Source organism: Ilumatobacter sp. (assembly GCF_030065885.1).
GTDB lineage: Bacteria > Actinomycetota > Acidimicrobiia > Acidimicrobiales > Ilumatobacteraceae > Ilumatobacter.
Genome location: NZ_JASJCS010000076.1, coordinates 1 through 22609, shown reverse-complemented (window position 1 = coordinate 22609; position 22609 = coordinate 1). Strand labels below are relative to the sequence as shown.

Sequence of the window (22609 nt, the reverse complement as noted above, 5' to 3'; positions counted from 1 at the left end):
GCGCCGCGCCGGCTCGACGCAACCCGCTCCGCAGAGCCACGCACCGCGCCCGGGTGCCGTACGGCACACCTGGACGGAACCGTCGGCCGCGAAGACGCAGCGCAGCAACTCGGACTGCGGGCGCCGCACACGGCAGCCGATGCAGGTGCGGATCGGACCATCAGTCGTCGTCATCTCCGTCGCTCGCTGCCGCGTCGGGCTCGCCGGAGGTCTCGGTATCGACCGCGTCGGTGGCCGACTCGTCGGCCGGCTCGGCCGCCGCATCGTCACCTGCGTCGTCGCCCGCGTCCTCGCCGATTGCGTCGTCGGTGTCACCGCTCACGTCGTCGGCGGCCGGCTCGGCCGCTGCTTCGGCAGCCGGCTCGCTGTCGGCCGTCTCGGCCTCGCCCTCGTCGCTCTCGGCATCTTCGTTCTGCTCGGCCCACTCGGCCTGGCTGATGACCGAGCCGTCGGCGGCATGCCACTCCATCTCGCCGGTCTCGGCGTTCTCACGCCACTCGCCCTCGGCGTACTCGACCTGCTCTTCGAGGTAGCCGCCGGCCGGCACGCCCTCGGCGACCTGCGTCTCGGAGCGGATGTCGACGCGCACGCCGGTCAGGCGGGCCGAGAGGCGAGCGTTCTGCCCCTCACGGCCGATCGCCAGGCTGAGCTGGTGATCGGGCACGATGACGTCGGCCGCCGTGCCGTCCTCGGAGATGTTGACCTGGTTGACCTTCGCCGGCGACAGCGCCTTGGCGACGAAGTCGGCCAGGTCCTCGCTGAAGGGCACGATGTCGATCTTCTCGCCGCGCAGTTCGTTGACGACCATCCGGACGCGGGCACCGCGGGCGCCGACGCAGGCGCCGACCGGGTCGACGTTGTGGTCGTTGGAGAGCACGGCGATCTTCGTGCGGTGGCCGGGCTCGCGGGCACAGGCCTTGATCTCGACGATGCCGTCGGCGATCTCGGGCACCTCGAGCTCGAACAGCCGCTTGATGAGGCCCGGATGGGTGCGCGACACGACGATCTGTGGCCCCTTCACCGTCTTGCGGACCTCGACGATGTACGCCTTCGAACGATCGCCGGGCGTCGGACGCTCGTACGGCACCTGCTCGGCCTGCGGCAGCAGCGCCTCAACCCGCCCGAGGTCGAGCAGCGTGTACCGGGTGTCAGTCTGCTGGATGATGCCGGTGACGATGTCGCCCTCGCGGTTCGCGTACTCCTCGAATTTGCGATCGCGCTCGACTTCGCGGATGCGCTGCCCCATCACCTGGCGGAACGTCTGGGCCGCGATGCGGCCGAGCTCTTCCTTCTTCGGCGTGTCGTCGCGCTCGTTGACCCAGTTGCCGTCCTCGTCGAGGTCGTAGGCGGTGAAGGTGAAGTCCATCGTGGTCGGATTGACCTCGACCACGACCTCGTCGGCGGCACCCGGCCGGCGCTTGTAGGCGCTGGCGAGCGCATCGACGAGCACGTGCAGGAGGTCCTCCTCGGACATCGCCTTCTCCTGCGCGAGGAGGCGGATGGCTTCGCTCATGTCGAGATTGCTCACGATGACTCCTTCTTCGACTGCTGCTGCTTCGGACTCTTCTTCTTGCCAGCGCCCTTGCTCTTGCCTGCGCCCTTGCCGCCCGGCTTCGGCTTCGGGCCCCACACGAACACCGTTCGTGCACGATCGATCTCGTCGATCGCGATCGTCCGCTCGACCTCACCGCCGTCGTCGCCGTCGAGGCGCAGCGTCGCCGTGCCCTCGTCGGCGGCCACCAGCACGCCTTCGAGGCGGCGCTGATCGGCGTCGACGTTGGCGAGCCGGACGTTGATCGTCTTGCCGACCTCGCGCTGGAAGTGGGCCGGCGTGCGCAGGCTCCGCTCGACGCCCGGGCTCGTCACCTCGAGCGTGTACCGGCCGGGCACCGGATCCTGGTGGTCGAGCTCACGCGAGATCAGGCGGGTGGCGAGCGCCAGCTTGTCGAGGTCGATGCCGGCCTCGGACCCGGGCGGCGTGTCCAGGGTGACGCGCATGGTGCCGCCGCGCTGCTCGACGTCGTAGAGGTCGAGCTCGAGATCGGAGGCGATCGGGTCGACCAGGTCGCGGATGCGCTGCACCACGGGTGTGTCCGTCATCTCGATTCGCCTCCTTTCACACAACAAGGCGTGGGACGTGCCCACGCCTTGATCGATGACCTCAATCAATTAGCGAATCGAGTATATCCCCGAACGGCCCCGGTTGGCCGGGGGTCGGCGGGTGCGGCCGGGCGGCGACCTCGATCGGGCCGATCCCGCATCCGTCGTGCGGTCACGGCGGGAAGCGGCGTGCGAGCTGCAGCCCGAACCGCTCTCGCAGCTCGCGATCGACCTCGGCGGGTGCGAGGGTGCGTTCGGTGCGCGCACCTGCGTTCGTCACGATCAGGCGGTCGCCCGAGATCGTGCGCCGCCCCTCGGCCGTCAGGAGGCTGCAGACCGGCTGTCGGGTGAAGTGACTGTCGGGCGACGTCTGCTGATGATGGTTCATCGCCTCGAAGTCGCTCAACGCGCGGCCCACCGTCGTGAAGGCGTACCGCACCTCCCAACCGTCTCCCCGATCCTCCTCGTAGTGCCAGTCGGCGCCGGCGCGTCTCGCCAGCCGGACGCGCCGGTCGCGATCGGGTTGGACACCGCCGTCGATCAGCGGCACCGGCACCGTGAAGGCGTCGCCGAAGCCGACGTCCGCGAGGAGGCGCTCGTCGCCGTCCTGCGTGTCGACGATCAGGGCCATGTGGTCGAAGTCGGGACCGAGCTCGCCGTCGGCGGCCGCGACTCGCGCCGACACCGTCGTCACCCCGAAGCCGATCGCGGCGAGGAGCGCACCGAACGCCGAGTTGAGCTCGTAGCAGTAGCCACCCCGCCGTCGATCGACGACCTTCGAACGGATCGACGCCGGATCGAGCACGATCGGCACGCCCAGGTGGATGTCGAGGTTCTCGAACGGCACCCGCAGCAGGTGGGCCATCTGGAGCGCAGCGAGCGCTTCGACGGTCGGCGCCGACGGCGGTTCGGCCGCGATCCGGCGCAGGTACTGCTCGACCGACGTCTCATCCATCGCCACCATCCCGGGCAACGTACGCCGTCGAACGCTCGTGAGGTCGAGACCCGTCGTCGCTCGGCGTCGGCATGGCGCGGGTCGACGGCAGTCGAGCGGCGGCCGATCCCCCGGCCCGGCACGCTGGGTCGACGGGTATCGTCGCCCCGTGCTCCGGATGTCGAACCTGTTCCTGCGGACCCTGCGTGAAGACCCCACCGATGCAGAGGTGCCGTCGCACCGGCTCCTCGTGCGAGCCGGCTACATCCGCCGTGCCGCGCCCGGCGGGTTCAGCTGGCTCCCGCTCGGTTGGATCGTGCTCAGGAACATCGAGCAGATCGTGCGCGAGGAGATGGACGCTGCCGGGTTCCAGGAGGTCCACTTCCCGGCCCTGCTTCCGAAGGCGCCCTACGAGACGTCCGGACGGTGGGTCGACTACGGCGACGACCTGTTCCGCCTGCACGACCGGCACGGCAACGACTTCCTCCTCGCCCCCACCCACGAGGAGATGTTCACGCTCCTCGTCAAGGACCTCTACGGCTCGTACAAGGACCTGCCGCTCTCGATCTACCAGATCCAGACGAAGTACCGCGACGAGGCCCGGCCCCGAGCGGGGCTGTTCCGCGGCCGCGAGTTCCTGATGAAGGACTCGTACAGCTTCGACGTCGACGACGAGGGCCTCCAGCGCTCGTACGACCGGCACCGCGAGGCGTACATCAAGACGTTCGAGCGGCTCGGCCTGCCGGTCGTGATCGTCTCCGCGATGTCCGGTGCGATGGGCGGGTCGGCGTCCGAGGAGTTCCTGACGCCGATCGAGGTCGGCGAGGACACCTACGTGCGCTGCCCGTCGTGCGGCTACGCCGCCAACACCGAGGCGGTCGAGGTGCCGGTTCCCGATCCGATCCCGCTCGACGGGGCGCCGGCGGCCCGAGTCGCCGACACCCCCGACACACCGACGATCGAGACGCTGGTCGACCACCTCAACGCCCACGGCGAGTTCGACCGCCCGGACGGCCCGTGGACGGCCGCCGACACGATGAAGAACGTCGTCGTCAAGCTCCGCCACCCCGACGGCACCACCGAGCCGCTCGCCGTCGGCGTGCCCGGCGATCGCGAGGTCGACGAGAAGCGGCTCGGGGCCCAGGTGGCACCGGCCGAGCTCGAACCGTTCGAGGAGGCCGACTTCGCCGCCCACCCGGCACTCGTCAAGGGGTACATCGGGCCTGGCACGCTCGGCTCGACGGGCACGTCGGGCATCCGGTTCCTCGTCGACCCGCGCATCGTCGACGGCACCCGGTGGGTGACGGGTGCCAACGAGGCCGGCAAGCACGTCATCGACCTGACGTACGGGCGCGACTTCACCGCCGACGGCGTGATCGAGGCGGCCGAGGTGCGATCCGGCGACACCTGCCCGAACTGCGGCGAGGCGCTCGAGATCGCCCGCGGTGTGGAGATGGGTCACATCTTCCAGCTCGGGCGCAAGTACGCCGACGCGCTCGGGCTGCAGGTGCAGGACGAGTCCGGTCAGCTCGTGACCGTGACCATGGGCTCGTACGGCATCGGTGTGTCGCGCGCCGTGGCCGCCATCGCCGAGACGAACCACGACGACCTCGGGCTCTGCTGGCCGCGCGAAGTCGCACCGGCCGACGTGCACCTCGTGATCGCCGGCAAGGAAGGCGGACCACAGCGGCCGGCTGCCGAGTCATTGGCCGCCGAGATCGAAGCGGCCGGTCTGCGGGTGCTCTTCGACGATCGCGAGGGTGTGTCACCGGGCGTGCGGTTCAAGGACGCCGAGCTGATCGGTGTCCCCACGATCGTGGTGTGCGGCCGAGGCATCGACGCCGACGATCCCTCGAAGAGCCTGGTCGAGATCAAGGACCGGCGGTCCGGCGACCGCCGGGACGTTCCGCTCGGTGAGGTCGTCGCGCACCTCGCTTCGATCGGCTGACGGGCGCCCGGCTCCCCACCGGCGTCATCGGCCGATTCGGGCCCTGTGGCCCTGTGTCACCGGCCCGCGACGGGCGCACCATGGACGCAGCCGACAGGAAGGAGTGCGTCATGGCAGGGTTGGAGCAGCGGACCCCGGAGCAGCTCGCCGAGCGTGAGGCCCGCTACTTCGAGGATCTCATGTGGCACGTGGGCACGTTCGCCATCATCAACGCGTTCCTGTGGTTCCTCGACCTGTGGGTCGGGCAGGACGGTGCCCAGTGGGCGTACTGGGTCACGGTGGCGTGGGGCATCGGCCTGGCGTTCCACGTCCTCGCCTATCTCATCGACGGGCGCAGCATCTCGCACCGGCGGGTCGACCGGCTCCTGCACGGAGGCCGCCACCACCACCGCATGACCTGAGGCGGCTCGGGAACGGCTCCTGCCGCAGCGCTGCGCCGCACCGCCGATCGGTCGCGCTCACGCGCCCGTGAGCTCGACGCCGCACTCCTCCAGCCAGGTCGCCGCGCCCGTCTGGTAGTCCTCCAGGAACCGCATCGCCTGTTCGAGCATCGCATCCATGTCGAAGCCCGGGATGCCCGTGAGCTCCTCGAGCTCGGCGAGCTCCTCGGGGCCGAGACCCAGCCCACCGCCGACCACGTCGCCGAGCGCACCCTCGATCTCGGACAGGTCGTCGACCGCGGGCAGCTCGCCGTCGGCGACGGCCCAGACGGCGAGCTGCAGGCTCATCGCTCCGGTCATCGGATCGAGCTCCGCACCGAGGTCGCGCCCGCAGATGCACTCGGCGAGCTCGAGCAGCTCGTCGGTCGTCATCGAACCGGCGCCGTAGACCGCCCCGCCCTCCGGGGCAGGACGGTCGCTGTCGACGCACATCACGTACGGGGTGGCGACCGCCGTACCGCCGGGCCCGAGCACGACGTCGGAAGCCTGCACGACCATCATCCGCTGGTCGCCGCTGATCTCGATCGGGCTGCTGCCTCCCTCGTCGCCGTCGTCGGGGTCCTCCGGTTCCTCGTACTCCGGTACGAACACGAATCCGCACGGCACGACGAAGGCCAGCTCCTCGTCGGTCTCGTTGACGAGCGAGACGTCGAGGATCTCGCCCGAGACACCACCGTCGGGCGACGTGGCGGCCAGCGTGACGTCGCCCGCCTCGAGCAACGCCAGGAGGCCGTCCGGGCCGTCCGGGCCGTCGGGCAGCGACGTCGTCGTGGTCACCGACTCGGTCGTCGCGGACGCCGGAGGTGTCGTCGCAGGCTCGGTCGTCTCCGGGACCGTCGTCGCCGGAACGGTCGTGATGGCGACGGTCGTCGTGGCCTCGGCCACGGTCGACGGCGCTTCGGTCACCGACACATCCGTGACGTCGTCGGGTGTGGTACCCGCTGTCGTGTCGTCGCCGCCGCACCCCGTCAGCACCAGGGCCGGAGCGGCGATCAGGGCGATCCAACGAGATCTCATCGGTCCTCCTCTGCCGCCGCGGACAAGCCGCGATTCCACAGTCGCGCCGCGTTCGCTGAACGGCAAGCGAATCCGGTGGTCCGGAGGCTCGAGGTCGGATGTGCCCCGAGCTCAGGCGCGACGGCTCAGGCCCCGGGCGACCGCGCCCGTGATGGCGCCCGCCGCGACGCCGACGCCCGTGATCATCGCAGCGAGCGCGGCGACCTGCCCGAGGGTCATTCGCTCGCCGCTCCAGTGCAGGATCGATTCGCTGCTGTTGAACGACAGGATCGAGCCGGCCGAGCCGATCGACAGCAGTGATCCCGCCGACCCCAGGCACAGGATCGAACCGGCCGAGCCGATCGAGAGGATCGAACCCGCCGAGCCGATCGAGGCGATCGAGCCGGCAGAACCGACGCCGTTGATCGAACCGACCGACGAGAGCGACCGGATCGAGAACGCCGACGCCGCAGAGCGCAACGAGTGGTACGACACACGAGGGACGCTAGTGCCCTGGCCGGCAACGTCTGCGCTGTTGCGCGCCGAGTCCAACGCGCCGCTGGCGAGGCGCGGCGACGAAGGAACTGTCGTGCGCACTTTCGAGGACGCCGGAACGAAGACAGCGGTGCGTTGGGCCGGCGAACGGGGCAAACGTTGGTGGACGCGGCGCTGGATCAACCGACCGTGTTGAGGTACCGCCAGCCCGCGGCCTCGTCCATCACGAGCCGGCGCCGGGGACCCTGCACCATCGGGTCGCCGAGGCCGTAGCTGGCGTCGCCCTCCCACAGGCAGATGCGGACGCCGTCCGATCCGAACGCGATCTCGGTGGCGAAGTGCTGCGGATCGGCGGCGGCGAGCGCCGACGCGACGTCGCCGTAACGATGCAACTGCTCGAGCGTGATGAACGTCGGCGGCGCGATGAGGATCTCGCCGGCTGCCTGGCGGGCCAGCGCATTCGCCGGTGCGATCCACTCGTGCACGATCACCTCGTCACCATCGACGGCGACGTGCTCGTCGGCGTGCCGGTCACCGCCGGGCGCCAGGAAGAACCAGGTCGAGAAGCGCCGGGGTGAGTCGGCCGGCGGCAGCCAATGGCTCCACCACACCAGCGACGCCTCGTCGATGTGCAGGCCGAGCTCTTCCTGCGTCTCGCGTACGGCCGCCCGCCGTGCGGCCGGGAGGGGGTCGGGTTCGGTGCCGGCCGGGATGTCGTCTTCCTCGATCACGCCCCCCGGGAACGCCCACATCCCGCCGAAGGCCGTCTCGGCGCCCCGGTGGATCATCAACACCTCGAGCTCGTCCTCGCCGTCGCGAGCGAGTACCACCGTTGCCGACGGCGAAGCCGGATCGTCGGCATCGGGATGGTCGATCACGTCGAGTCGTTCCATGACGGCTGCGTGTTCGGATTCGTGTTCGGGTTCGTCGGCGGGCTCGTCGACCTGTTCGTCGATCGGGTCGGTCACGGCCCGCCACGGTAGTGACGGCGTCAGTCGAGCTTGGTGATCCGGTCGCCGGCGCGGACGACCCCCGCCTGCACGACCATCGCGTTGATGCCGCGACGGCGGGCCGCCTTGTCGGCGTTGACCCAGCGCGCCGCGTCGATGCCGAATCGTTCGGCGAACTTGGCGCAGCCGTTGTGGGGCTTCGTGGAGACCTCGATGACGGCGGTGCCGATCGACAGCCGGGTGCCGGCCGGAGCGTTGTCCGCCGACAGGTCGAAGTCGACGAAGAACTGATCCCCGGCGAGCGACCACCGATCGCGCCGCCCCTCGGCCACCAGATCGACGACCCGGCTGTTCATGAGGTTGAGCTGCGCCTCGGGGTGCGGCTTGTCGTCGCCCTTCGCCGGGCGGTCGAGGTAGTTGTCGCCGACCAGCCCGTCGCCGACGACGAGCCGGCCCTCCTCGAGCACTCGTCGCTCGTCGATGCCGGGCCGGCAGACGATCATCTCGACCGTGCCGCCGTCGGACGGGCTCTCGCGCGCATGGCCGTCGCCGGCCTCGAGCTGCTCGGTCGTCAGGTGGTGGATGCTCGTCATCAGTGGCTCCTCAGCGTCGGGCGCCCTGCGAGCGTAGTGCGGCACTGCGGGCAGCCGGGCTCCGGTTTGCAGCGTCGGCGCCGTGGGCCGACAGGTGGCTTCCCAAGCTGCCCATGGATTAGCGCATCTCGTTAAACTGACGGCATGTCGGATGAACGGTACGACCCGATCGCCAACCCGTACGCACCCGGTGCCGGCACCCCTCCCCCGGCGCTCGTCGGGCGCGACGCGATCATCGAGGCGTTCGACGTCGCGCTGCAACGGATCCGTTCGTCACGAACGAGCCAGCATCAGCTGATCACGGGGCTCCGCGGCGTGGGGAAGACCGTGCTGCTCGGCAAGCTGGCCGCACTCGCCCAGCACGTCGGCTACCGGGTCGTGCGGATCGAGGCGGTTGGCGGCAACGACTCGCTCCGCAGCTTGCTCCGACAGGCCCGGCGGATCCTCGAGGACCTCGACCGCAGCCAGAAGGTCACCCGAGCGCTGCGTTCGATCGAGTCGGTGGCGATCACGCTGGCGGGGACCGGAGTCACCGTCGAGCGCACCGCTGCGACGCCCGATCGCGAAGCGCTCGCCGACGTCATCACCGACCTCGCCACCGCCGCCGCCGACCACGATCTGGGCGTGCTGCTGGCGATCGACGAGGCACAGATGATCGCCCGCGACGATCTGCGGCGAATCCTCGCCGGCGTGCACCGGTGCGGTCAGGACGGGTTGCCGCTGGCGTGCGTCCTCGCCGGCCTGCCCAACCTCGTCGGCGACGTCGCCCGCGCCGCCACCTACGCCGAGCGGATGTTCGCTGTGGCCGATCTCGGTCCGCTCAGCCCAGCGCAGGTCGCGAGCGCGATCAGGCGGCCGGCGTCGGAGATCGGCGTCGAGTGGGCCGAGGCGGCGACCGAGGCGATCATCGACCGGTCGGACGGGTTCCCGTTCTTCGTGCAGACGTGGGCGTACCACACGTGGAACACCGCGTTCGACGAGCCGATCTCGGCCGACGACGTCGAACGCGCCGCCCCGCATGCGAACCACGCCCTCGATTCCTCGTTCTTCGCCGCCCGCATCGCCCGGATCCCGGCGTCGGAGGTCGCCTACGTGCAGGGCCTGTCGTCGTTGGGGCCGGGACCGCACCGGTCCGGCGAGGTCGCCGCGGCGATGGACATGCAGACACCCCAGGTCGCGGCCTTCCGCGAGCGCCTGATCGGCGAGGGGATCATCTACGCACCCCGCTACGGCTGGGTCGAGTTCGCGATCCCCCACTTCGACGAGTACGTGCGACGAGCGCTGCCGCGCTGATCGCGACGATTCACTCGTCGTCGAACGACGCGTTGTCGTGCAGCGGGCCGTCCCCGGTCATGTCGTTGCGGCGGACGCCTCGTCGACCCGGCACCGGAGCAGAACGCCCCGACGAACCCACGGAGCTGAGCCGGCACCGACATGCGCTCGAAGGGACCGGCGGCAGATGCCAGATGCGTGGTGGCGGGCCGGCTCGACGGTCGGCCCCGATCACCTCAGTCCTCGTTGCCGAACGACTTGTCGTAGTTCTCGGCACCGTCTGCGATGTGATCGAACGTCTGGCCGCCACTCACGGCCCGCCCGCCCGTCTTGCTCAGCACGTCGCTGGCCACGTCGGCGACGATGTCGCCGCGGTGCCGCGGCCCGCGCCTCGCCCCCTCACCCGACGCGAGGGCACGAACGAATCCGCGGAGTTGAGCGAGCACCGACATGCGCTCGAACCTACCGATCCGTCGTGTCGGAGTCATCTCAGATCAGTCGCGCCAGCGCACCAGGTCGCGATCGATCTGGGAGACGTTCGTGCGGCCGGTCAGCGCCATCGTGCGCTCGATCCCCTCGCGGAAGAACCGCAGGACGTGGTCGACGCCGCGCTCGCCTCCCGCCGCCAGGCCGAACAGGTAGGGCCGACCGATCGAGACGCCGTCGGCGCCCAGCGCCAACGCCTTCACCACGTCGCTCCCGCGCCGCACGCCACCGTCGACGATGATCGTCGCCTGACCCTGCACGTGCTGCGCGACCGGCTCGGCGAGCTCGATCGGCGCCGGGGCGTCATCGAGCTGTCGACCGCCGTGGTTCGAGAGCCCGATCCCCTCGACGCCCATCGCCACGGCCCGTTCCGCGTCGTCGACCGTCTGGATGCCCTTGAGCATGATCGGCCCGTCCCAGATGCCGCGCAGCCACTCGATGTCCTTCCACGAGAGCCGCTGGTCGAACTGCGACATCACGTGGCCGGCGAGGTCGATGCCCTCGCTGCCGTCGGCGCCGTCGCGGCCGACGACGTTGGCGAACTGGATGGGATCGTGGGTCAGGAAGTCGTACGTCCACGCGGGATGGATGATGCCGTCGACGATGGTGTCGAGGCCGATCTTCGGGGGGATCGTGTAGCCGCGCCGGACGTCGCGCTCGCGACGGCCGAGCACCGCGGTGTCGACGGTGAGCCAGAGGCCCTCGTAGCCGGCGACGAGCGCTCGCTTGACCAGCTCCTCGACGAGGCCGCGGTCCTTCCACGTGTAGACCTGGAACCACTTCGGCCCGTCGCTGACCGCTGCGACCTCCTCGATCGAGCGGGTGCTCATCGTCGACAGCGAGTACGGCACGCCGGCCCTCGCCGCCGCCCGCGCGACGGCCAACTCGCCATCTGACGTGGCCATCCGGGTGTACCCCGTGGGGGCGAGCATCAGCGGCATCGCGACCTGGTGACCGAACAGCGTGGTCGAGACGTCGAGCTCGCTGACGTCGCGGAGCACGTTCGGCCGGAACTCGAGCTTGGCGAACCCGGCCGAGTTGTTGGCCAACGTCCGTTCGTCCTCGGCACCGCCGTCGAAGTAGTCGAAGACACCCCTCGGCAGCCGACGCTTCGCGATCCGGCGGAGGTCCTCGATGGTCGCTGCCGAACGCAGCCGCCGCTCGACCGGATCGAGCTCGAGCTCGCGGAACCTCACGACCGACCGGAACGTCTTGTACATACCCACGGCGACGAGCGTACGCGGTCGGTTCAAGCTGGAGGAAGGTCGGTGACGCGACCGCCACTGCGCCAGTACACGTTCTGGCCGTCGGCGTGATCGCGGTCGAGGAAGCCCTCGTCGACGAGGTATCGGCGCAGCGAGGACCAGTCGGGGTTGAACGCACCGAGGATCTCGTTGACGTCCGGCTCGACGTATCGACGTCCGATGTCGAACTCGAGCGCAAGTCGCTGGAGCACGACGAGGCGCTTGGCCCGCTGCGCCGGGATGTCGTCGAGCACGCGGCCCGAGAAGTAGCGCTCGAGCACGAGTTGTTCGTCGGCGGTCATGCCGAACCCGATGACCGGGTCCATCGGGATGTCGAGGTCGGCGGCACGCCTGGCCGCCTCTCGCAGCGCAGCTCGATCGAGGACGTACGTGCCACCCTCGTCGGCGACGATCCCTGCGGCACGCAGATCACCGACCGCCGCCAGCAGCACGCGGCGATCGAGGCCGGTGCGCTCGGCCAGCTCGTCGGTCGTCTGCCCGGCCACCGCCAACGCCCCGGCCACCGCCAGCCGATCGACGTCGAGCAGCAGCGTGGTCAGCTTCTTCGGGTCGGGGGACATCGCGGCCAGTCAACCTCCGCTGCGGGTCGGCGACCACCCGGTCTGGAAGACTCGCGGCATGATTGCCGTCACGATCCTCTACCCACGCACGGACGACTCCACGTTCGACATGGACTACTACACCGCAACGCACATGCCCATGCTGGCCGAGGCGGTGGGCGACGACTGCCACGGGTGGGGCGCAGCGTCCATCGCCGATGGAAAGTACGCCGCGATGGGGTGGATGTCGGTCACCAGCCAGGACGCCTTCAACGCGGCGATGGCCGAGCACGGCGCCAAGATCATGGGCGACGTCCCCAACTACACCAACGTGCGGCCCGAGCTGCTGGTCGGGGAAGTCGCGGGCGGCTCCCAGTAGCCACCCGTTCGCGGGCGGCTCCCAGTAGCAGCCCGTTCGCAGTAGCAGCCCGTACGCGGGCGGCTCCCAGTAGCAGCCCGTTCGCGGGCGGCTCCCAGTAGCAGCCCGTTCGCAGGCGGCTCCCAGTAGCAGCCCGTTCGCGGGCGGTCGCCAGGGCGACGACGGTTCAGCGCTCGGCGCCCGGCTGAGGCCACGTGCCGGGCTGGCCGTTCATCCCCGAATTCGGCCGTGCGCCGTCGAGCAGCGAGGCGACGACGGGGCCGAGCTGTGTCGGGTCGTCGACCGGGTCGGTGGTCGGCCCGCGAACCCACCCCTCGGCCACGGCGAGGAACTGGCCGGACGCCTCGAACACGCGCCCGCTCACGTGGCCGGCCTCCTCCGAGGCCAGCCACGTCGCGATCGGGGCGATCCACATCGGCGACCGCGCCTCGCGCTCCTCGTCCGACTCGGGAGCCGGTCCCAGGTTCTCGGTCATCCGCGTCAACGCCACCGGCGCGACGGCGTTGACCGTGACGCCGTAGCGGGCGACCTCGAGCGCTGCGATCTGGGTGAACGCCGCGATCCCGGCCTTGGCGGCGCCGTAGTTGGTCTGCCCAGGGTTGCCGTAGATGCCCGACACCGAGGTGGTGTTGACGATCCGGCCGCTCACCGGCTCGCCCGCCTTGGCGCGTTCGCGCCAGTACCCGACCGCATGGCGGGCCGGCGCGAACGTGCCCTTGAGGTGCACGTCGACCACCGCATCCCACTCGGCCTCGGTCATGTTGGACAACATGCGGTCGCGGAGGATTCCCGCATTGTTGATCAGGATGTGGAGATCGCCGAACGCCTCGACCGCCGCCTGCACCATCCGCTCGGCGCCGGCGAAGTCCGACACACTCTCGCCGTTGGCGATCGCCTCGCCACCCATCGCCTCGATCTCCGCGACGACCGACTGGGCAGGGGTGAGGTCGTCACCCGTTCCGTCGACGGCACCGCCGAGATCGTTGACGACGACCTTCGCTCCGTGGCGGGCGAGGCTGAGGGCATGCTCGCGGCCGATCCCCCGACCGGCTCCGGTGACGATGGCGACACGACCTTCACACAGACGACTCATGGGCCGGCATCGTAGGTTCGGCGCAGGGCAGGAGAACGAGCCGACCGAGCCGTAGCCTGCACGCTGTGAACTCCTCGTGCGACGTGTTGGTGGTCGGCGCCGGGCCGGCCGGCATCGCGGCGGCGATCGAGCTGCACCGCGCCGGCCGGGACGTCCTCGTCGTCGACAAGGCGCACTTCCCGCGCGACAAGTGCTGCGGCGACGGCCTGACGACGCTGGCACTGCGTGAGCTCGAGCAGCTCGGCCTCGACCCCTCGTTGGTCGACGGCTGGCAGACGGTCGACGGTGCCGTGCTGCGGTCGCCGTCGGGCCGCACCGTCGTCGTGCCGCTCCCCGACTCCGGGATGTACGCGGCCGTCGCCCCTCGGATGTCGCTCGATCACGAATTGGTCGAGACCGCTCGCCGGATGGGCATCACCGTCCGCGACGGACACGGGGTCACCGGCGTCGACATCACCGACGGCGACCACGTCGACGTCACCGTCGAGCGGCTCGGCTCCGTCCGCTGCCGCTACGTCGTCGCCGCAGACGGCATGTGGAGCCCCGTCAGGAAGGCCGTCGGCGCCGGACTGCCGAGCTATCGCGGCGAGTGGCACGCGTTCCGGCAGTACGCCCGCAACGTCACCGGTCCCGCCGCCGAGCAGCTGATCGTCTGGTTCGAGGAGGACCTCCTCCCGGGCTACGCATGGTCGTTCCCCCTCCCCGGCAACCGGGTCAACATCGGGTTCGGTGTGCTCCGCGACGGCGAGCGCCGGGTGCAGGACATGGCCACGCTGTGGCGCGACCTGCTCGCACGACCCCATGTGGTCGACGCGCTCGGGCCGGGCTTCGAGCTCGAGGGCCGGCACACCGCCTGGCCGATTCCCGCCCGAGTCGACGAGGTCGCACTCACCCGGGGACGGGTCCTCTTCGTCGGCGATGCCGCCGCCGCCACCGACGTGATGACCGGCGAGGGCATCGGGCAGGCGCTCCTGACCGGGCGCCTCGCTGCCGAGGCGATCGTGTCGGGCGGGGCACTGCAACCCGAGCTCGTCGCACGGCGGTACGAGCGCGAGGTCGAGCACCACCTCTTCGCCGACCACCGGATGTCCAAGCGACTGGGCGCGGTCCTGCGGTCCCCCGTCGGCGCCCGCGGTGCGATCCGGGTCGTCGAGGCGAGCGGTGAGTGGGGCCGGCGCAACTTCGCCCGCTGGATGTTCGAGGACGAGCCGAGGGCGATCGCCACGTCCCCGAGCCGCTGGCACCGCGGGTTCCTCGCGCGACCCGGCGCCTACGTCGGAGCGACGGCTCTCGAGCCCAAGACTCCCGTTCAGGAGCGGGCAGCGAGCTAACGTCCACGCCGACTCGCGGTCGACCCGGCCGCTCGTGGGAATCGGAGGCCGACAGGTCGGGATGCGGGGTACAGCAGCCGAGCGAGGCTCGCTCACGGAACGGTCCGGCGCACCGGTCCTCTATGCAGCCGAGGGGCTGACGGGCATTGCGGACGGCGTCCTGTGGGTCGCGCTCGTCGTCACGTTCGCCGACGAGGCGAACTACAGCCTGCTGCTCGCACTTGCGGTCGTCGCGCGGCTCGGACCGCGAGCGCTGCTCAGCTGGCCCGCCGGCGCGCTGATCGACCGCAGCAACGTGCGACGCCTGCTCGTCGACACCGGGGTGGTACGAGCGGCGATCATCCTCGGGGCCGCCGTGTTGGTCGAGGTCGGCGCCGGGCCGGCGGTCACACTCACGATGGTCGCGCTCGCGTATGTCGTGGGCGTCCCGCTCCGGCCCGGGTTGACGGCAGCCGTACCCGCCATCGTTGGCGAGCGTCACCTCGCAACGGCGAACGCCCACCTCAGCACCATCAAGCAGGTGATGACGTTCGTGGGTCCGATGGTGGGTGTCGGGATCGTGGCGTGGTCGACCGGCGCCGGCTATGTCGTCACAGCGGCCGCGTATCTCGTTGCCGCGCTGCTGACCGGCGCACTGCGCGGGATGCCGCGCTCGCACGTCGGACGCCGACCGTTGCCCGCGCCGAAGCGCTCCGAGGACGGGCACGTCGACGTCCCGAAGGTCGCCGGCTTGCGGGTGCTGATCAGCCTCGTCGGAGCGATGTACTTCGTGCGCGGCGCAGAGATGGTGCTGCTCGTCCTCGTGGTGCGCGACTTCCTCGACGCCGATCCGGCGGCGATCGGCTACCTCTCCGGTGCGGTGGGCCTCGGCGCCGTCGTCGCGATCCCGCTCGCCGGCCGCATCGCCGACCCGCGCCGGCTCGTGGTGGTCGTGGTCGTCGCGGTCGTGCTCACTGCGGGCCCGCTGGGCTCGCTGGTCGCCGTCGACGACCTGTGGCTCGCGTCGGCGTTGCTGGTCCCGGTCGGCATCGGCATGGTGGCGTTCGAGGTCGCATCGGTGGTCACGGTGCAGCGCATCGTCGACCCGTCACGGCTCGGTCGCGTGTTCGGCGCCGTCAACGGGTCCGCCAACCTGGGACGACTGGCGGGCGCGCTCGCCGTCCCGTTGGTGATCGACCCGATCGGGCTCCGGGCATCGGTGCTCGCGGTAGCCGGGATCATCGTGGTCGCCGGCCTCGGCAGCCTGCCGGCGATGGTGGCGCTGTCCCGGCGCTCGGTCGAGCGCAGCCGCGAGCTGGGGCCCTCGGTACACGTGCTCGCCGCACTCGACCTCTTCGACGGCGCACCGAGCTCGGCGCTCGAGCGCGTCGCCGCCTCGATCTCGGCCGAGCGGATCGCTGCCGGGACCACGGTCATCGTCGAAGGTGATGCGGCCGACGATCTCTTCGTCATCCGGGCCGGCACGTTCGGCGTGACGGTCGACGGGCGCTCGATGCCCGACATGCATCGCGACGACTGGTTCGGCGAGATCGGCTTGATCGAGCGCTCACCGCGCGCAGCAACCGTCACGGCGGCGACCGATGCCGATGTCTGGCGGATTCCGGGCGGCCTGTTCCTCGACGTGCTCGAGGAGACCGGGGCGCCGCCGTCGGCGCTGCTCCAGGGGATCGCCGATCGACTGGCGACGTCGAACCCCGAGCGTGACGGGAACTGACGACAGCTGCGGGCGCTTACGGTCGTCGACGGCGGCCGTCGACGATCAGACCTGCGGGCGTTTGCGGTCGTCGACGGCGGCCGTCGACGATCAGACCTGCGGGCGCTTACGCTCGTCGACGGCGGCCGTCGACGGTCAGACCTGCGGGCGCTTGCGGTCGTCGACGGCTGGGTCGATGCGCTCGAGCGGCGGTGCCGCGACGTCGACGTCGCCCACGCTGACGTCGAGGCCGTCCTTGTCGAGGTCGTGCGGGTCGCCGCTCGCCTCGACCGTCACCGGTGCGTCGTCCTTGCGCGGGCCCTCGTAGATCTCGGCGACGGCGAGCATCGCGCCCGCCATCGCGGCGCCGGCGACGCCGCCCTTTCGCCTCCCCGCATCGATCGCGGACCGCCGCTGCTCGGCGAGTCGCTCCTCGTGGACGATGAGCGACTCGGCGTGTGCCGCAGCGGCACGCTCGTCCTCGCCGAACACGCGGTCGAGCAGATCGGGCTCTCCGGGTTCCTCGGCGATGGCTCGGTCGTCGTCCACGTCCGCCAGGCTACGGCAGATTCGCCGATCACCAGTCGCAGCGAGCCCGCCCGCTCCGCGACCGGCGCCGGTGTCCTACCGACGGGCGAGCACGATCGTGTCGAGGGCTTCGCGGTCGCCGTCGGGTGTCGGCACGGTCCGCGTCGCCACCTCGGCCACGTCGGCCGCGAGCGGGTTGAGCGCGGCGACGGTCTCGTCGAGGTCGTAGCACACCCCGATCGACGGTGGTCCCCCGTGGCCGTGCTCGACGTTCGAGCGATCATGCGCCACGACGAACAGCGAGCCGCCGGGAGCGACCCACGTCGCTGCCCGGCGCAACACCGCGGTTCGACTCGGCAGGGCGAGCTGCAGGTAGGCGATCAGCACCAGGTCGAACGGCCGGTGGGGCTCGTACTCGGTGACGTCGGCGACCACCCACTCGACGTCGATCCCGCGCTCCGTCGCGAGCCGTCGACCCTTGTCGATGCCGACCGACGAGAAGTCGACGGCGGTGACGGCCCACCCGCGGGCGGCGAGCCAGAGCGAGTTGCGGCCCTCGCCGGCCGCCAGGTCGAGCGCACGACCGGGCGGAAGGTCGGCGAGGTGCCGCTCGACGAACCCGTTGGCCCGGTCGGTCCAGACGAAGTCGGTCGTCTCGTAGCGGGCGTCCCACGACTCACGATCCACGACGTCAGAGTCTCATCCGTGTCGGCGCGCCTGCAAACGAGATCGGGAACCACCGCCCACCCGACGTCGCCCGACCTCTGGGCTGCCCGTCTGCCCGGTCGACCGCGTCGCATGGCCGAAGCGGGCGAGCGCCGAAGCGGAGCGAAGCGCCCGCGCAGCGGAGGCGGCGAGCCCGAACCGACTCAGTCGATCAACTCCCGCAGCTGCTCGACGGTGCGGACGGGGTCGCCGCCCACCGGAGTGACCGACAGGTGCGTCACCCCGGCCTCCCGGTACGCCGCCAGTCGCTCCTTCACGTGGCCGGCCGGGCCGACCAGGTTGGTGTTGGCCAGCATCTCGCCCGGCACGACGGCAGCCGCTTCGTCCTTCTTGCCCGACAGGTACAGGTCCTGGATCTCGACGGCCTCGTCGACATAGCCGTACTTCTGGAAGATCGTGTTGTAGAAATTCTTGTCGCGGGCACCCATGCCGCCGACGTACAGCGCGACCGACGGGCGCGCCATGTCGAGCACCCGGTCGGCGGCCTCGCCTGCGAACTCGTCGCCGATCGCGACCATGCCGCCGGCCGAGACCTGCAGCTGTCCGAGCGACTCGTCCCGCTCGGCGGTGCCCGCCTTCAGGTCGTCGCCCCAGACCGTGTGGAACTTCTCGGGGTCGAAGAAGATCGGAAGCCAACCGTCGGCGTACCGGGCGGTCGCCTTGACCGACAGCCCCATCAAGGAGGCCCAAAAGATCGGGATGTGCTCGCGGACCGGATGGTTGATCAGCTTGAGCGGCTTCGCGAGACCCGTCCCCTGCCCCTCGGGCAGCGGCACCTGCACGGTGGGGCCGTCGTAGACCACTCGCTCGCGCCGCCAGACCATGCGGCAGACGTTGATGTAGTCACGGATCCGCGGCATCGGCTTGTCGTACGCGACGCCGTGGAAGCCCTCGATGACCTGCGGACCCGACGCACCGAGGCCCAGCACGAAGCGCCCGTCGCTGACGTAGTCGAGGCCGGCCGCCGTCTGGGCCATGCAGGTCGCCGTCCGCGAGTACACGTTGAGGATCCCGGCCCCGATGTTGATCGTGCTGGTCTTCGCCGCGAGGAAGCCCATCTGGCTCACCGAGTCGAAGCTGTATGCCTCGGGCACCCACACGATGTCGAGGCCGGCGCTCTCGAGCTCTTGCACCCGCTGGACGTCGGCGTGGAAGTCGCCGGAGTAGTTGATCGACATCGAGAGCTTCATCGCGTCGACGTTAGGCAGCCCGGCGCCGGGCGGCCGAACCGATCCCGGGGCGACCGGGCAGCCTGCCACACGGGGCTGCTCCGATCGGCTCGGACGTCCGCGGCGCCGCGCGACTCCGCGCTGGACAGGTCACCGTCGGTGGTTCGGCGGTTCAGTGCTCACTGCGATCCCGATGGCGGACTGCCCGCGCCGTCGATCGTGCCGTCACCGAGCGCCGCATCGACAGCGGCGTCGAGCTCCAACCAGCGATCGTCGAGCCACCGGGGGAACGCAGCGCCGTCCGGCACCTCACTGCGGGGTACGCGGGTCGTGACGAAGCGCACGGGCGGGAGTGGCGACGCCAGCTTGGAGATCATGCCCGAGAACGTGTCGAGCCCGTCGAACCCCGTGTGCCAGGCGAGCACGAGGTCGGCGTCGGGCGCGCCGTCGATCAGCGCGGTCGTGCCGGCGGCTCGCGGTGGGAGCAACCGGCGCAGACCAGCGAGTCGCGCGGCCCGTTCCGGGTCGGACTCCTCGATCTTCTCCAGCGCACGGGCTCGCTTCTGGTCGTTCGAACGAGTGCCCTCGGGGAAGATGACGGCGACCACGTCGGGTCCGACACCAGCGGCCAGCCGACGGAGCGCGTCGAGCTCTGCGTCGGCGTCGGTCGCCGTGCGGTCGAGGAAGTGGTTCGGGATGCGGAGACCGACGATGTCGAGACTCGGGTCGTAGAGCAGCTCCTTCTTGAGCACGTACCGCGGCCAGAGGCCGCAGACGGTCGCGGTCGCCCAACCCGACAGCAACGAGTCGGCGAGGCTCACGTGGCGCGCGAGCACGATCGCGTTCCCGCCCTCGAGCGCCTCGGCCCCCACGACCTGCGGTTCGATCCGCGTCGTCACCCGGATCGCGTTCATCAGGGCACCGGCCCACCAGCCCATGAGGCGATAGTGGGCGCCCGCGTCACCGGCACGCCCGGTCAGCCACAGCCAGGCGGTCGCGTGCACGCCGGCGGTCTCGATCCAGCACCAGCACACGGCGAACGCCAGCAACCGCGCCAGCGGGAAGCGGAACCGCAGCCGCAGCGCATCGAGCACGAGCGCGAGCGGCAGCCAGACCGGCACGAGCAGCGTCAGGAGGACCGTCCCGGCGACGAGAGCCGGGATCGTCAGTGATCGTCGCCGGAGCCTGTCGCGCCGCGTCTGCGCAGCCATCAGGCGGATTGCGTGAACTCGAGCCGGTTGCCGTCAGGGTCGGTGATGAACGTCTGCCGGATGCCGGTGGCGCCGACCTCGTTGGCGGCGGGCACGTCGACACCCGCCGCCTCGAGATGTGCGATCACGGCGTCGATGTCGGCGACGCCGAATGCGACGTGCTGTCCCAGGTCGGCGGGCACCGACGCCTCGATCAGGTGGACCTGGCGGCCGTGACCTGCGTCGAGCCAGGCCCCACCGAACGGGAAGTCGGGCCGGTCGAGCGTCGAGAGCCCGAGCACGCCGACGTAGAACTCGAGCGCGCGGCCGGTGTCGGTGACGTTGAGCGAGACGTGGTGGATGCCGTCGACGAGCACGCCGTCACCGTACATCGGCGTGCGACGCGCCGGTCGGGCGTGCCAGCACATCGTTCAGATTGCCCGATCGGAACCCCTCGAGGTCGAGCGTCACGTACCGGTACCCGGCGGCGCGGACGGCCTCGACGATCTCGGCCGAGCGCTCCACCGCCGCCGGGAGATCGCCGAGCTCGAGCTCGATGCGGGCGATGTCGTCGTAGTGCCGGACGCGGCACTGCCGGAACCCGAGGTCGCGCAGCGCTGCTTCGGCCCGCTCGACCCTCGACAAGATGCCGACCGACACCTCGGTGCCGTACGGCACGCGACTCGCGAGGCACGCCCCCGCCGGCTTGTCCCAGGTTCGCAGCCCGAGGTGCTGCGAGGCGGCGCGTACCTCGCGCTTCGTGAACCCGGCATCGACGAGCGGGAAGACCGCGCCGGCCTCGACGGCGGCCTGCTGGCCGGGCCGGTGATCGGCGAGGTCGTCGACGTTCACCCCGAGCACGACGGTCGCGTCGCTGATCGTCGCGATGGGAGCGACGACGTGCATTAGTTCGGCCTTGCAGTGGTAGCAGCGATCGCCGTCGTTGAGCCGATACGCCGCACGCTCCATCTCGTGGGTCTCGACGGACGACCAGTTCAGACCCCACTCCTCGGCGAGCGCCCGGCAGTCCCGTTCCTCGGCCCCGGCGAGCGACGGTGACACCGCGGTGACGGCACGGGCCCGGTCCGGGCCGAGGGCCTGGTGCGCGACGGCGGCCAGGAACGCGGAGTCGACGCCGCCGCTGAACGCAACCAACACCGAGCCGAGGCCGTCCAACCGGTCGGTGAGGGCCGAGAGCTTCTCATCGAGCGCGACGTCCACGGCGAGAGTGTGGCACGGTTGCGCCGCCATGGCGCGGCGTCGGGCCGAAGGCCCAGCTCGATCTCGTCGGGACCCCGAACGGCGCGCGAGGATGGGCGGGAATGGGGGAGCCTGATTGGTGGCGGCGAGAGCGATTCGGGATGCTGGCCCATTGCAGCCTGGCATCCGTTCCCGCCTGGGCGCCGCTGGGGCAGGACGCGGGTTGGTACCGCGCCCACGTGCACGCCGATGCCGGCGACCTGTTGTTGCAGCCATCGCCGCTCGTCGAGTCGCTCGCTCATCACCGTGACCGGTGGGCGCACATCGAGCGCTACGACGACTTCGCCCCGTTCCTCACCTTCGACGACTTCGACCCCGACGAGTGGACGGCGCTCGCCCGCGATGCCGGGATGTCGTACCTGGTCATGACCGCCAAGCACCACGACGGGTGGTGCTGGTGGGATGCCCCCGGCTCCGACCGGACGGTGCTCGTCGAGGGGCCGGGACGCAACGTGCTCGGCGAGATCGCCGCGGCCTGCGAACGCGCCGAGCTCGGCTTCGGCACGTACTACTCGCTGCTCGATTGGGCCGACGCGCGCTATCCCAAGGACCCGTACGTCGACGAGGTCGTCCACCCCCACGTGCTCGACCTCGTCGACCGGTACGGCTCGCGGATGCTCTGGGGCGACGGGCACTGGGGTGGCGGCGGTGGCCACTGGCGCAGCGACGAGTTGCTCGCGAACGCCCGTGCGATCGACCCCGGCCTGGTGGCCAACGACCGCTGGTTCGCCGACAGCGGTGGCGTGCTGACCTACGACTACGTGCTGCCCGACGACGTCGTGGTGCAGCCGTGGGAGCACCGGCGGGGCCTGGGCGGCAGCCTCGGCCACAACCGCGTCGAGCAGGGCGAGCACCTCCTCAGCGCCCACGACATCGTCTCGTTGCTCACCGAGGTCGTCGCCAAGGGCGGCCACCTCACGCTGAGCGTCGGGCCCGACGCGTCGGGCAGGCTGCCCGCCGCGCATGCGCAGCGCCTGCGCGAGGCGGGCCGCTGGGTTCGTGCGCACGCCTCGCTGCTCGCCGACGCCGAACCCTGGTCGACGTGGGGCGACGCATCGACCCGCTACCTGACGGTCGACGGCGAGGTGCACGCGATCGACGTGTCGGGGCGCAGCGAGTTCCCGTCACTGGCCGTCGCGGCGGGCAAGGTGACGACGGTCGAAACGACGGAGGGCGAACCGGTCGCGTTCGAGCAGACCGACACCGGCCTCGCGCTGTGTCG

The 22609-nt window shown here is 70.8% G+C and carries 25 protein-coding genes; 7 read left to right on the top strand and 18 right to left on the bottom strand.

Annotation, left to right across the window (positions count from 1 at the left end; translation table 11 throughout):
• From QNJ12_RS23770 to QNJ12_RS15720, 4 genes are all read right to left on the bottom strand, one after another.
• A partial coding sequence (locus QNJ12_RS23770) for a YlxR family protein (RefSeq protein WP_367281799.1) occupies positions 1 to 174 on the bottom strand: 174 nt, incomplete at its 3' end.
• Positions 161 to 1528, bottom strand: a complete 1368-nt coding sequence (gene nusA / locus QNJ12_RS15730; protein ID WP_300623963.1) for a transcription termination factor NusA — start codon at positions 1526 to 1528, stop codon at positions 161 to 163. The genes QNJ12_RS23770 and nusA, both read right to left, overlap by 14 nt.
• A complete protein-coding gene (gene rimP / locus QNJ12_RS15725; protein ID WP_300623961.1) occupies positions 1525 to 2100 on the bottom strand; it encodes a ribosome maturation factor RimP in 576 nt (191 codons plus the stop codon). Before rimP ends, nusA begins: the two co-directional genes overlap by 4 nt.
• Before the next feature lie 172 nt (positions 2101 to 2272).
• Entirely contained in the window at positions 2273 to 3064 is a 792-nt protein-coding gene (locus QNJ12_RS15720) for an arylamine N-acetyltransferase (RefSeq protein ID WP_300623959.1), read from the bottom strand.
• Positions 3065 to 3212: 148 nt separating this feature from the next.
• On the opposite strand from QNJ12_RS15720, the gene QNJ12_RS15715 reads away from it, so the two are divergent.
• Complete coding sequence (locus QNJ12_RS15715; RefSeq protein ID WP_300623967.1) at positions 3213 to 4982, top strand: proline--tRNA ligase; 1770 nt, start codon at positions 3213 to 3215, stop codon at positions 4980 to 4982.
• 110 nt (positions 4983 to 5092) lie between these two features.
• Complete coding sequence (locus QNJ12_RS15710; protein ID WP_300623957.1) at positions 5093 to 5383, top strand: 2TM domain-containing protein; 291 nt, start codon at positions 5093 to 5095, stop codon at positions 5381 to 5383.
• A 57-nt stretch (positions 5384 to 5440) separates the two neighbouring features.
• Here the strand turns inward: QNJ12_RS15710 and QNJ12_RS15705 are convergent, their stop codons facing one another.
• The 4 genes from QNJ12_RS15705 to QNJ12_RS15690 form a co-directional block, all read right to left on the bottom strand.
• Entirely contained in the window at positions 5441 to 6439 is a 999-nt protein-coding gene (locus QNJ12_RS15705) for a hypothetical protein (protein WP_300623955.1), read from the bottom strand.
• A 111-nt stretch (positions 6440 to 6550) separates the two neighbouring features.
• Positions 6551 to 6913, bottom strand: a complete 363-nt coding sequence (locus tag QNJ12_RS15700; protein WP_300623953.1) for a hypothetical protein — start codon at positions 6911 to 6913, stop codon at positions 6551 to 6553.
• A 179-nt stretch (positions 6914 to 7092) separates the two neighbouring features.
• Positions 7093 to 7881, bottom strand: a complete 789-nt coding sequence (locus QNJ12_RS15695; RefSeq protein WP_300623951.1) for an NUDIX hydrolase — start codon at positions 7879 to 7881, stop codon at positions 7093 to 7095.
• Positions 7882 to 7904: 23 nt separating this feature from the next.
• Complete coding sequence (locus QNJ12_RS15690; RefSeq protein WP_300623949.1) at positions 7905 to 8456, bottom strand: MOSC domain-containing protein; 552 nt, start codon at positions 8454 to 8456, stop codon at positions 7905 to 7907.
• A 144-nt stretch (positions 8457 to 8600) separates the two neighbouring features.
• On the opposite strand from QNJ12_RS15690, the gene QNJ12_RS15685 reads away from it, so the two are divergent.
• Positions 8601 to 9749 carry an ATP-binding protein gene (locus QNJ12_RS15685; protein WP_300623948.1) on the top strand — a complete coding sequence of 383 codons (1149 nt, stop codon included), beginning with the start codon at positions 8601 to 8603 and terminating at the stop codon, positions 9747 to 9749.
• A gap of 215 nt (positions 9750 to 9964) precedes the next feature.
• On the opposite strand, the gene QNJ12_RS15680 is transcribed toward QNJ12_RS15685, so the two are convergent.
• The 3 genes from QNJ12_RS15680 to QNJ12_RS15670 are packed head-to-tail and all read right to left on the bottom strand — an operon-like array spanning position 9965 to position 12039.
• Positions 9965 to 10180 carry a hypothetical protein gene (locus QNJ12_RS15680; protein ID WP_300623947.1) on the bottom strand — a complete coding sequence of 72 codons (216 nt, stop codon included), beginning with the start codon at positions 10178 to 10180 and terminating at the stop codon, positions 9965 to 9967.
• A 42-nt stretch (positions 10181 to 10222) separates the two neighbouring features.
• On the bottom strand, positions 10223 to 11434 hold the full coding sequence (locus QNJ12_RS15675) for an alpha-hydroxy acid oxidase (protein WP_300623965.1): 1212 nt from the start codon (positions 11432 to 11434) through the stop codon (positions 10223 to 10225).
• A gap of 29 nt (positions 11435 to 11463) precedes the next feature.
• Positions 11464 to 12039, bottom strand: coding sequence for a DUF2087 domain-containing protein (locus QNJ12_RS15670; protein ID WP_300623946.1), 576 nt, complete (start codon positions 12037 to 12039; stop codon positions 11464 to 11466).
• A 58-nt stretch (positions 12040 to 12097) separates the two neighbouring features.
• Here QNJ12_RS15670 and QNJ12_RS15665 point away from each other — a divergent pair, with 58 nt between their 5' ends.
• Positions 12098 to 12397 (top strand): EthD family reductase, encoded by a 300-nt coding sequence (locus QNJ12_RS15665; RefSeq protein WP_300623944.1) that lies wholly within the window; start codon positions 12098 to 12100, stop codon positions 12395 to 12397.
• A 166-nt stretch (positions 12398 to 12563) separates the two neighbouring features.
• On the opposite strand, the gene QNJ12_RS15660 is transcribed toward QNJ12_RS15665, so the two are convergent.
• Complete coding sequence (locus tag QNJ12_RS15660) at positions 12564 to 13490, bottom strand: SDR family oxidoreductase (protein WP_300623943.1); 927 nt, start codon at positions 13488 to 13490, stop codon at positions 12564 to 12566.
• A 65-nt stretch (positions 13491 to 13555) separates the two neighbouring features.
• On the opposite strand from QNJ12_RS15660, the gene QNJ12_RS15655 reads away from it, so the two are divergent.
• On the top strand, positions 13556 to 14821 hold the full coding sequence (locus QNJ12_RS15655) for an NAD(P)/FAD-dependent oxidoreductase (RefSeq protein WP_300623942.1): 1266 nt from the start codon (positions 13556 to 13558) through the stop codon (positions 14819 to 14821).
• A gap of 61 nt (positions 14822 to 14882) precedes the next feature.
• Entirely contained in the window at positions 14883 to 16535 is a 1653-nt protein-coding gene (locus tag QNJ12_RS15650) for an MFS transporter (RefSeq protein WP_300623940.1), read from the top strand.
• 135 nt (positions 16536 to 16670) lie between these two features.
• On the opposite strand, the gene QNJ12_RS15645 is transcribed toward QNJ12_RS15650, so the two are convergent.
• The 6 genes from QNJ12_RS15645 to larE form a co-directional block, all read right to left on the bottom strand.
• The gene (locus QNJ12_RS15645; RefSeq protein ID WP_300623938.1) at positions 16671 to 17063 is read right to left on the bottom strand and encodes a hypothetical protein; all 393 of its coding nucleotides are present in this window, start codon (positions 17061 to 17063) and stop codon (positions 16671 to 16673) included.
• 75 nt (positions 17064 to 17138) lie between these two features.
• Positions 17139 to 17729, bottom strand: coding sequence for a bifunctional 2-polyprenyl-6-hydroxyphenol methylase/3-demethylubiquinol 3-O-methyltransferase UbiG (locus tag QNJ12_RS15640; protein WP_300623937.1), 591 nt, complete (start codon positions 17727 to 17729; stop codon positions 17139 to 17141).
• A gap of 182 nt (positions 17730 to 17911) precedes the next feature.
• Complete coding sequence (locus QNJ12_RS15635) at positions 17912 to 18958, bottom strand: LLM class F420-dependent oxidoreductase (protein ID WP_300623935.1); 1047 nt, start codon at positions 18956 to 18958, stop codon at positions 17912 to 17914.
• Positions 18959 to 19116: 158 nt separating this feature from the next.
• On the bottom strand, positions 19117 to 20148 hold the full coding sequence (locus QNJ12_RS15630) for a 1-acyl-sn-glycerol-3-phosphate acyltransferase (protein WP_300623934.1): 1032 nt from the start codon (positions 20146 to 20148) through the stop codon (positions 19117 to 19119).
• Positions 20148 to 20504 carry a VOC family protein gene (locus QNJ12_RS15625; RefSeq protein WP_300623932.1) on the bottom strand — a complete coding sequence of 119 codons (357 nt, stop codon included), beginning with the start codon at positions 20502 to 20504 and terminating at the stop codon, positions 20148 to 20150. Before QNJ12_RS15625 ends, QNJ12_RS15630 begins: the two co-directional genes overlap by 1 nt.
• A 4-nt stretch (positions 20505 to 20508) precedes the next feature.
• Positions 20509 to 21348, bottom strand: coding sequence for an ATP-dependent sacrificial sulfur transferase LarE (larE, locus tag QNJ12_RS15620; RefSeq protein WP_300623930.1), 840 nt, complete (start codon positions 21346 to 21348; stop codon positions 20509 to 20511).
• 101 nt (positions 21349 to 21449) lie between these two features.
• On the opposite strand from larE, the gene QNJ12_RS15615 reads away from it, so the two are divergent.
• A partial coding sequence (locus QNJ12_RS15615; RefSeq protein ID WP_300623929.1) for an alpha-L-fucosidase occupies positions 21450 to 22609 on the top strand: 1160 nt, incomplete at its 3' end.

Excerpts from the sequence above, each read along its gene's own strand:
- QNJ12_RS15670 (WP_300623946.1), bottom strand. The coding sequence starts at position 12,039 with ATGTCCCCCGACCCGAAGAAGCTGACCACGCTGCTGCTCGACGTCGAT.
- QNJ12_RS15660 (WP_300623943.1), bottom strand. The coding sequence starts at position 13,490 with ATGAGTCGTCTGTGTGAAGGTCGTGTCGCCATCGTCACCGGAGCCGGT.
- QNJ12_RS15680 (WP_300623947.1), bottom strand. The coding sequence starts at position 10,180 with ATGTCGGTGCTCGCTCAACTCCGCGGATTCGTTCGTGCCCTCGCGTCG.
- QNJ12_RS15630 (WP_300623934.1), bottom strand. The coding sequence starts at position 20,148 with ATGGCTGCGCAGACGCGGCGCGACAGGCTCCGGCGACGATCACTGACG.
- rimP (WP_300623961.1), bottom strand. The coding sequence starts at position 2,100 with ATGACGGACACACCCGTGGTGCAGCGCATCCGCGACCTGGTCGACCCG.
- QNJ12_RS15690 (WP_300623949.1), bottom strand. The coding sequence starts at position 8,456 with ATGACGAGCATCCACCACCTGACGACCGAGCAGCTCGAGGCCGGCGAC.
- QNJ12_RS15715 (WP_300623967.1), top strand. The coding sequence starts at position 3,213 with ATGTCGAACCTGTTCCTGCGGACCCTGCGTGAAGACCCCACCGATGCA.
- QNJ12_RS15720 (WP_300623959.1), bottom strand. The coding sequence starts at position 3,064 with ATGGTGGCGATGGATGAGACGTCGGTCGAGCAGTACCTGCGCCGGATC.
- QNJ12_RS15665 (WP_300623944.1), top strand. The coding sequence starts at position 12,098 with ATGATTGCCGTCACGATCCTCTACCCACGCACGGACGACTCCACGTTC.
- QNJ12_RS15675 (WP_300623965.1), bottom strand. The coding sequence starts at position 11,434 with ATGTACAAGACGTTCCGGTCGGTCGTGAGGTTCCGCGAGCTCGAGCTC.
- QNJ12_RS15635 (WP_300623935.1), bottom strand. The coding sequence starts at position 18,958 with ATGAAGCTCTCGATGTCGATCAACTACTCCGGCGACTTCCACGCCGAC.
- QNJ12_RS15705 (WP_300623955.1), bottom strand. The coding sequence starts at position 6,439 with ATGAGATCTCGTTGGATCGCCCTGATCGCCGCTCCGGCCCTGGTGCTG.
- QNJ12_RS15650 (WP_300623940.1), top strand. The coding sequence starts at position 14,883 with ATGCGGGGTACAGCAGCCGAGCGAGGCTCGCTCACGGAACGGTCCGGC.
- QNJ12_RS15685 (WP_300623948.1), top strand. The coding sequence starts at position 8,601 with ATGTCGGATGAACGGTACGACCCGATCGCCAACCCGTACGCACCCGGT.
- QNJ12_RS15710 (WP_300623957.1), top strand. The coding sequence starts at position 5,093 with ATGGCAGGGTTGGAGCAGCGGACCCCGGAGCAGCTCGCCGAGCGTGAG.